Origin of the sequence: Streptomyces roseifaciens, from assembly GCF_001445655.1 — a bacterium.
Lineage (GTDB): Bacteria > Actinomycetota > Actinomycetes > Streptomycetales > Streptomycetaceae > Streptomyces > Streptomyces aureoversilis.
The window spans coordinates 1-8,058 of record NZ_LNBE01000011.1; the positions used below are offsets into that span (position 1 = coordinate 1).

General features: G+C 74.4%; 2 protein-coding genes. Both read right to left on the reverse strand.

Annotated elements, in window-relative coordinates; all coding sequences use genetic code 11:
* On the reverse strand, positions 1-4,902 hold a 4,902-nt coding region (locus AS857_RS36680), incomplete at its 3' end, for a type I polyketide synthase (protein WP_144440938.1).
* 34 nt (positions 4,903-4,936) lie between these two features.
* A partial coding sequence (locus AS857_RS36685) for a type I polyketide synthase (protein ID WP_144440939.1) occupies positions 4,937-8,058 on the reverse strand: 3,122 nt, incomplete at its 5' end.

Consider the following 8,058-nt stretch of genomic DNA (forward strand, 5'->3'; position numbering starts at 1 on the left):
GGCCTCGCGGGGGCTGATGCCGAAGAAGGCGGCGTCGAAGTCGGTGGCGTCGTGGAGGAAGCCGCCGTCGCGCGCGTAGGTCTTGCCGGGGCGATCGGGGTCGGGGTCGTAGAGCGAGTCGACGTCCCAGCCGCGGTCGGACGGGAATTCCGAGATGGCGTCACCGCCGGACGCCACGAGGTTCCACAGGGCCTCGGGCGAGTCGACGCCGCCGGGCAGCTGGCAGCTCATCGCCACGATCGCGATGGGCTCGTCGTCGGCGGCGGCCGCGTGCTGCTCCTGCAGCGCGGCGGCCTGCGATCCGAGCAGCTCGCTCTGGAGGAAGCGGGCGAGCGCCGTGGCGTTGGGGTAGTCGAAGACCAGTGTGGGCGGCAGCGCGAGGCCGGTCGCCGTGTTGACCTTGTTGCGGAGTTCGACGGCGGTCAGGGAGTCGAAGCCGAGGTCCTTGAACGCCCGGCCGGGCTCGACCTCCGCCGCCGAGGCGTGGCCCAGGACGGCCGCGACGTGTGCGCGGACCAGGTCGATCAGGGTCTCCGTGCGCTTGGCCTCCGGCAGTCCGGCGAGCTGGGCCACCAGGGGCGCGCTGCCGCCCGCTGCGGCGTCGGCCGGTGCGGCGGCCTCGGCGCGGCGCACCTCGGGCAGCTCGGACAGCAGTGCGCTCGGGCGGCCGAGGGTGAACGGTCCGATGAACCGTTCCCAGTCGATGTCGGCGACCACGGCCGCGGTGTCGTCGCAGTCCAGGGCGCGCTGGACCGCGGTCACGGCGAGTGCGGCGGGCAGGGTGACGACGCCGCGGCGGCGCAGGTGCTCCTCGTCGGCGTCGGTGACCATGCCGCCGTCGGCCCAGGGGCCCCAGGCGATCGCGGTGGCAGTCAGGCCCGCGGCCCTCCGCCGGGCGGCGAGGCCGTCGAGGAAGGCGTTGGCGGCCGCGTAGGCGGTCTGCAGTCCGCTCCCCCACACGCCGGCGATCGAGGAGAAGAGGACGAAGGCGTCCAGCTCCTGGTCGCCCAGCAGCTCGTCCAGGTGGGCGGCGCCGCCGGCCTTCGCCGCCATCGTGCGGGCGAAGTCGGCCGGGGTCAGCTCGTCGAAGGGGGCGAACTGCTCCACGCCCGCGGCGTGGAACACGGAGGTGAAGGTGTGCTCGGCGAGCAGCGCCGCCACCGCGTCGCGGTCGGCGACGTCGCACGCGGCGAGGGTGACGCGCGCTCCCAGCTCCTCCAGCTCGGCCTTGAGTCCGGCCGCGCCGGGCGCGTCGGCACCGCGGCGGCCGGCGAGCACCAGGTGCTCGGCGCCGGCACCGGCGAGCCAGCGGGCGACGTGCCCGCCCAGCGCACCCGTACCACCGGTGATCAGCACCGTGCCGCGCGGCGACCACGGCCGGCCGGTCCCGCTGCGGGCGTGGGTGAGCCGGGCGGTGAACACGCCGGACGCACGGACGGCGACCTGGTCCTCCGCAGTGCCGGCGCCCTGGTTCAGCACGGCGGCGATACGGCCGGCAGCGCGCTCGTCGACCGCCGCCGGCAGGTCGATCAGGCCGCCCCAGCGCCGGGCGTGCTCCAGGGCGAGGGCACGGCCGAAGCCCCACACCTGGTTCTGCACCGCGCTCAGCGGCGCGTCGTCCGAGCGGCCGGTGGCCGCCGCGCCCCGGGTGACGCACCACAGCGGCGCGTCGATGCCCGCGTCACCGAGCGCCTGAGCAAGCGCCACGGTCCGTGCGAGGCCCTGGGAGACCGCGGGGTGCTCGGGCGAGGCGGTCTCGTCGGTCGCGAGCAGCGACAGGACGCCCTGGAGGGATCCGGCCTGCAGTGATCCGGCTTCGGCCGCGGCCCGGGTCAGCTCGCCGGCCAGGGACTCGCGTCCGGCGTCCGCGCCGACCGTCAGCGGGATCAGGTGCGCGCCGCGTCCGGTGAGGGCCGCGCGGACCGTCGCGGCCCACTCGTCGCCCTCGGGCGCGGCGAACAGCCAGGTGCTGCCGGACAGGTCCGTGGCGGGCAGGCCGTCCAGCGGCTGCCAGGTCAGCTGGTAGCGCCAGCCGTCCACGACGGACTGCTCGCGCCGCTGCCGCCGCCAGGCGGACAGCTTCGGGACGACGACGTCCAGCTCTTCGGCGCTCAGGCCCAGCGTTGCGGCGAGCGACTGGGCGTCCTCGCGCTCGACGCTCGCCCAGAACTCGGCGTCGACCGCATCCACGACGGCCGCCTCGGCCTCGGGGGCCTCCAGCCAGTAGCGCTGCTGCTGGAAGGCGTACGTGGGCAGGTCGGCCTTCCGCGCGCCGGGGAAGATCGCGTACCAGTCCGGGGAGACACCGTGCACGTGCAGTTCGGCGAGCGCGGCGGTGACGGCCTGCTGCTCGGGGCGGTCGGCACGCAGCAGCGGGACGGTGACGACATCGTCGCCGTCGAGGCAGCCCTGCGCCATTCCGCTCAGGACGCCGCCGGGGCCGATCTCCACGAACGTCGTGACACCCAGGTCGTGCAGGGTGCGGATGCCGTCGGCGAAGCGGACCGCTTCGCGGACGTGCCGGACCCAGTAATCGGGCGTGTAGGGCTCGGCGAGGCGTCCGGTGAGGTTGGAGACCACGGGGATCCGCGGCTCGCTGAAGGTCAGACCGCGGACGACCTCGGCGAAGTCCTCCAGCATCGGGTCCATCAACGGCGAGTGGAAGGCATGGCTGACCTTCAACCGGGAGGTCTTGCGACCCTGCTGCTTGAAGACCTCGGCGATCGCGAGGACAGCTTCCTCCGCGCCGGAAACCACGACGGACTGGGGCCCGTTGATCGCCGCAATGCCGACCCCGTCGGTGAGGTGCGGCAGAACCTCGTCCTCGGTCGCCTGGACCGCCACCATCGCGCCACCGGAGGGCAGCGCCTGCATCAGTGCAGCGCGGGCGGACACCAGTTTCGCCGCGTCCTGCAACGACAGCACACCCGCCACATGAGCCGCAGCGATCTCACCCACCGAGTGACCGGCCACGTAATCCGGCCGAATCCCCCAGGACTCCAGGAGCCGGAACAGCGCCACCTCAACAGCGAACAACGCAGGCTGGGTGCACCCGGTCTGGTGAAGCGTTTCAGCATCAACATCCACCGGCGCATCCAGCAGCGCACACACCTCGTCGTAAGCCGCAGCGAACACCGGGTACGCCGCATACAGCTCACGACCCATCCCCAGCCGCTGCGAACCCTGACCCGAGAACAAGAACCCGGTCTTGTCCCCGAGGCCGCCCGTGCTCCGGATCACGGCCGCGGACGGGTTGCCCGACGCCAGTGCCCGTACGCCTTCGGTGAGTTCCTGCAGGCTCTCGCCGACGACGGCCGCCCGCCGGTCCCAGGCGGCGCGGGTCGTGGCGAGGGAGAAGCCGATGTCGGCGGGCGACCGGCCGGGGCCGCTCTCCAGGAACGAGAGCAAGCGCTCGGCCTGGGCCTGCAGCGCCGCGTCGCTCTTGGCCGAGAGCACCCACGGCAGCGCGCCGGCGGCGGGCGCCTCGGCGGCCTCGCCGGCGGGCTCCTCCTCCGGGGCGGGGGCCTGCTCGATGATCGTGTGGGCGTTGGTGCCGCTGACGCCGAACGAGGAGACGGCGGCACGGCGGGGGTGGTCCGACTCGGGCCACTGAACGGCCTCGGTCAGCAGCCTGACGCCGCCGGCCGACCAGTCGACCTGGGAGGTCGGCTCGTCCACGTGCAGCGTCTGCGGCAGCACGCCGTTGCGGATGGCCATCACCATCTTGATCACACCGGCGACGCCGGAAGCCGCCTGCGTGTGACCGAGGTTGGACTTGACGGATCCCAGCCACAGCGGCCGGTCGCCCGGGTGCTCCTGGCCGTACGTGGCGAGCAGCGCCTCGGCTTCGATCGGGTCGCCGAGGGTGGTGGCCGTGCCGTGCGCCTCGACCGCGTCGACCTGGGAGGCGGTCAGCCGCGCGTTCTCCAGCGCCTGCTGGATGACGCGCACCTGCGACGGGCCGTTCGGGGCGGTGAGGCCGTTGGACGCGCCGTCCTGGTTGACGGCGCTGCCGCGGATGACCGCGAGCACGTCGTGGCCGAGGCGGCGGGCGTCGGACAGGCGCTCCAGCAGGAGCACGCCGACGCCTTCGGACATGCCCGTGCCGTCGGCGGTCGACGAGAACGCGCGGCAGCGGCCGTCGGGCGACAGGCCGCGCTGCGCGCTGAACGCGATGAACGTGTTCGGCGTGGCCATCACGGTCGCGCCGCCGGCCAGGGCGAGCGAGCACTCGCCGCGGCGCAGCGCCTGGGCGGCCAGGTGGAGCGCCACCAGCGAGGAGGAGCAGGCCGTGTCGACGGTGACGGCCGGGCCTTCGAGGCCGAGGGCGTACGAGATGCGGCCGGACACCACGGCCGCGGTGTTCGCGGTGACGAGGTGGGCCTCGATGTCGCTGTCGCCCGGCCGCTGGAGGTAGGCGTGGTCCTGGCCGTTGGTGCCGACGAACACTCCGGCCCGGGTGCCCCGCGCGGTTGCGGGGTCGATGCCCGCGCGTTCGAAGGCCTCCCACGAGGTCTGCAGCAGCAGCCGCTGCTGGGGGTCCATGACCAGGGCCTCGCGGGGGGAGATCCCGAAGAACGCGGGGTCGAAGTCGGCGGCGTCGTGGAGGAAGCCGCCCTCGCGTACGTACGTCCGTCCCGTGCGCCCGGGCTCGGGGTCGTGGATCGCGTCGAGGTCCCAGCCGCGGTCGGCGGGGAACCCGGTCACGGCGTCGGCGCCCGAGGAGACCAGGTGCCACAGGTCCTCGGGGGAGGCGACTCCGCCCGGGTAGCGGCAGGCCATCCCGACGATGGCGATGGGCTCGGTGTCCTTCGCCTCCAGCTCACCCAGCTGCCTGCGGGTGTGGCGCAGGTCCACCATCACGCGCTTGAGGTAATCCCTGAGCTTGTCGTCGTTCGACATGTTTTACGTCCTCGGTAGCAGTGCGTGAGAAGAGTTAGAGAGACCCGAGCTCTTGGTCGATGAGGTCGAACATCTCGTCGTCGGTGGCGGCGTCGATCCGGTCGAGGTCGAGGTCGAAGTCGCGGTCGGTGCCGGGGCCGGCGTCGGCGGCGGCGTTCGCCGCGGCGTCCTGGTGGGTGTCGGTCCACTTCCAGAGCAGCGCCTTGAGCCGGGCGGTGACCTTGTCCCGTACCGCGTCCTCGGGGGCGAGCGCGGCCAGCTGGGCCTCCAGCCGGTCGATCTCTTCGAGCACCGGCGGTGTCCCGGCGGCGAGGTCGAGGACCAGGTCCTTGTGCAGGAGGCGGGCGATCGCGACCGGGTTGGGGTGGTCGAAGACGAGGGTGGGCTTGAGCCGGAGGCCGGTCGCGGCCTTGAGCCGGTTGCGGAGCTCCACGGCGGTCAGGGAGTCGAAGCCGATGTCCCGGAAGGCCGTGGTGGGCTCGATCCGGGCCGCGTTGGCGTGGCCGAGGGCGGCGGCGGCCTGGTTGCGCACCAGGTCCAGCAGCACCTTCTCCTGGTCTGCTTCGGGCATCCCGGCCAGGCGGCGTGCCAGGGCGGGGGTCCGGCCGACGGTCGCGTCCTCCTCGGCCGCCCCGCCGGTGTCGCCCACGAGGCCGCGGAAGACCGCCGGCAGCATGCCGGCGCGGGCCATGGAGCGCAGCCCCGCGACGTCCAGCCGGACCGGCACGATCACCGGCCGGTCGACGGTGAGGGCGGCGTCGAACAGTGCCAGGCCTTCCGCGGAGGTGAACGGCACGACCCCGGATCGGCCCATCCGGTTGCGGTCGGCGTCGGTGATCCGGTCGCCCATGCCGCCGTTGTCCGTCCACAGGCCCCACGCCAGCGAGGTGCCGGGCAGGCCCGCGGCCCGGCGCTGCCGCGCCAGCCCGTCCAGGAAGGCGTTGGCCGCCGCGTAGCCCGCCGCGCCGGCGCTGCCCAGGACTCCGGCCAGGGAGGAGAAGAGCACGAACGCGGAGAGGCCGAGGTCCTTGGTCAGCTCGTGCAGGTGCAGCGCCCCTTCGGCCTTCGGCCGCAGCACGGTGTCCAGGCGCTCCGGGGTCAGGGCGGTGATCACACCGTCGTCCAGGGCGGCCGCCGCGTGCACCACGGCCACGAGCGGGTGCTCGGCCGGGACCGAGGCCAGCAGCTCCGCGAGGGCGTCCCGGTCCGCGATGTCGCAGGCGGCCACGTCGACGTGCGCGCCCAGCCCGGACAGGGCGGCGACGACCTCGTCGATGCCCTCGGCGGCGGGGCCGCGGCGGCTGACCAGCAGCAGTCTCCGTGCGCCGCGTTCGGCGACGAGGTGCCGCGCGAGCGACAGCCCGAGGCCGCCGGTCGCCCCGGTGAGCAGCACGGTCCCTTCGGGGTCCCACGCGTGGCCGGCGGGCTCCTCGGGCGGGGCGGTCCGGGCGAGGCGCGGTACGAACAGCCTGCCGCCGCGCACTGCGGCCTGCGGCTCGTCCAGAGCGGCGAGCGCCGCAGCCAGTGCGGGGTCCAGGCCGCCGGTCGTCACCGCGTCGTCCGCGTCGTCCGCGTCGACGAGCAGGAGGCGGTCCGGGTGCTCGGCCTGGGCCGACTTCACCAGGCCGGTCACCGCGGCGTGCGCGAGGTCCGGCGCCGCTCCCTCCAGGCCGACGGCGCCGCGCGTCATCACCACGAGCCGCGCATCGGAGAACCGCTCGTCGGCGACCCACTCCTGGACGGCCGACAGCACACCGGCCAGCAACTCGCGCGTCGCCGGGGCGGCTTCGCCCTCGCTCGGGGCGCAGGGCAGGAGGACGTGGGCGGGCGGGACCGCCCCGTCGTCGACCGCCTTGCGGAGCGCGTCGAGGTCGGCGTAGGGACCGTCGCCGCCGAGGACCACCCATGCGGCCTCGGAGGCGGGAGCAGCCGCATCGGGAGCGGTGTGCTCGATCCAGTCGACCTCGAACATCCAGTCCCGGTGCGCGACGCGCGAGGCCAGCACCTGCTGCGGGGACACGGTCCGCGTCCGCACGGACGCCACCGAGGCGACGGGAGCACCGTCGGCGTCGGCCAGTTCGATCGCCACCGCGTCGCCGTCGCCGGCGCCGACGGGCCGGATCCGTACGCGCGCGGCCCCGGCTCCCGGGGCGTGCACGGACGCGCCGCTCCAGGCGTAGGGCATGAGCACCTCGCCGGGGTCGCCGGGGTCGCCGGCACGGGCCGGTGCCAGGGTGTCCAGGGCGGCGTCCAGCAGTACGGGGTGGAGGCCGTAGCGGTCCGCCCGGTCCCGCTCCGCGAGGGGCAGTGCGATCTCGGCGTACAGCTCGTCCCCGGCGCGCCAGGCGGCGCGCAGGCTCGGGTGCTCCTCGACGTCCACCGGCTCGGCGCCCGCCGGCGGCCAGATCACCATGTCGAACTCCGCTGCCGGGGCGCTGCGGGTGAGCTCTCCGGCAACGTGGCGGACCCACGGCTCGTCGGTACCGCCGACGGCAGGCCGACTGTGGACCTGCACCGACCGTCGCTCGGCGTCCTCGCCCGCGCCGATCTGCACCTGGATACGGACGGCGCCCTGTTCTGCCGGCAGCAGCAGCGGGGCGTCCACGTCCAGCTGTTCCAGATGCGGGAACCCGGCCTGCCGGCCTGCGGACAGTGCGAGCTCCACGAACGCGGCGACCGGGAGCACCGGCACGCCGCCGACCGTGCGTTCCACGATCCAGGGTGTGTCGGCCGGGGACAGCCGGCCGGTGAAGAGCACGTCCTGTCCCCCGGCGGTCTCCACCACCGCGCCGAGCAGGGGGTGGCCGGAGGAGTCCAGCCCCGCGGAGGAGACGTCGAGCGCGGCCGTGCCTTCGAGCCAGTAGCGCTCACGCTGGAAGGCGTAGGTGGGCAGGGCGACGCGCTGGGCGCCGGGGAACAGCGCCTGCCAGTCCGGGGAGACGCCGTGGGTGTGCAGCCGACCGGCAGCGAGGGTGACCGCCTGCGGCTCGGGGCGGTCCGTACGCAGGGCGGGGACGGTGACTACGTCGTCGCCGTCGAGGCAGCCCTGGGCGAGGGCGCTGAGGACGCCGCCGGGACCGATCTCCACGAAGGTGGTCACGCCCAGGTCGTGCAGGGTACGGATGCCATCGGCGAAACGGACCGCTTCGCGGACGT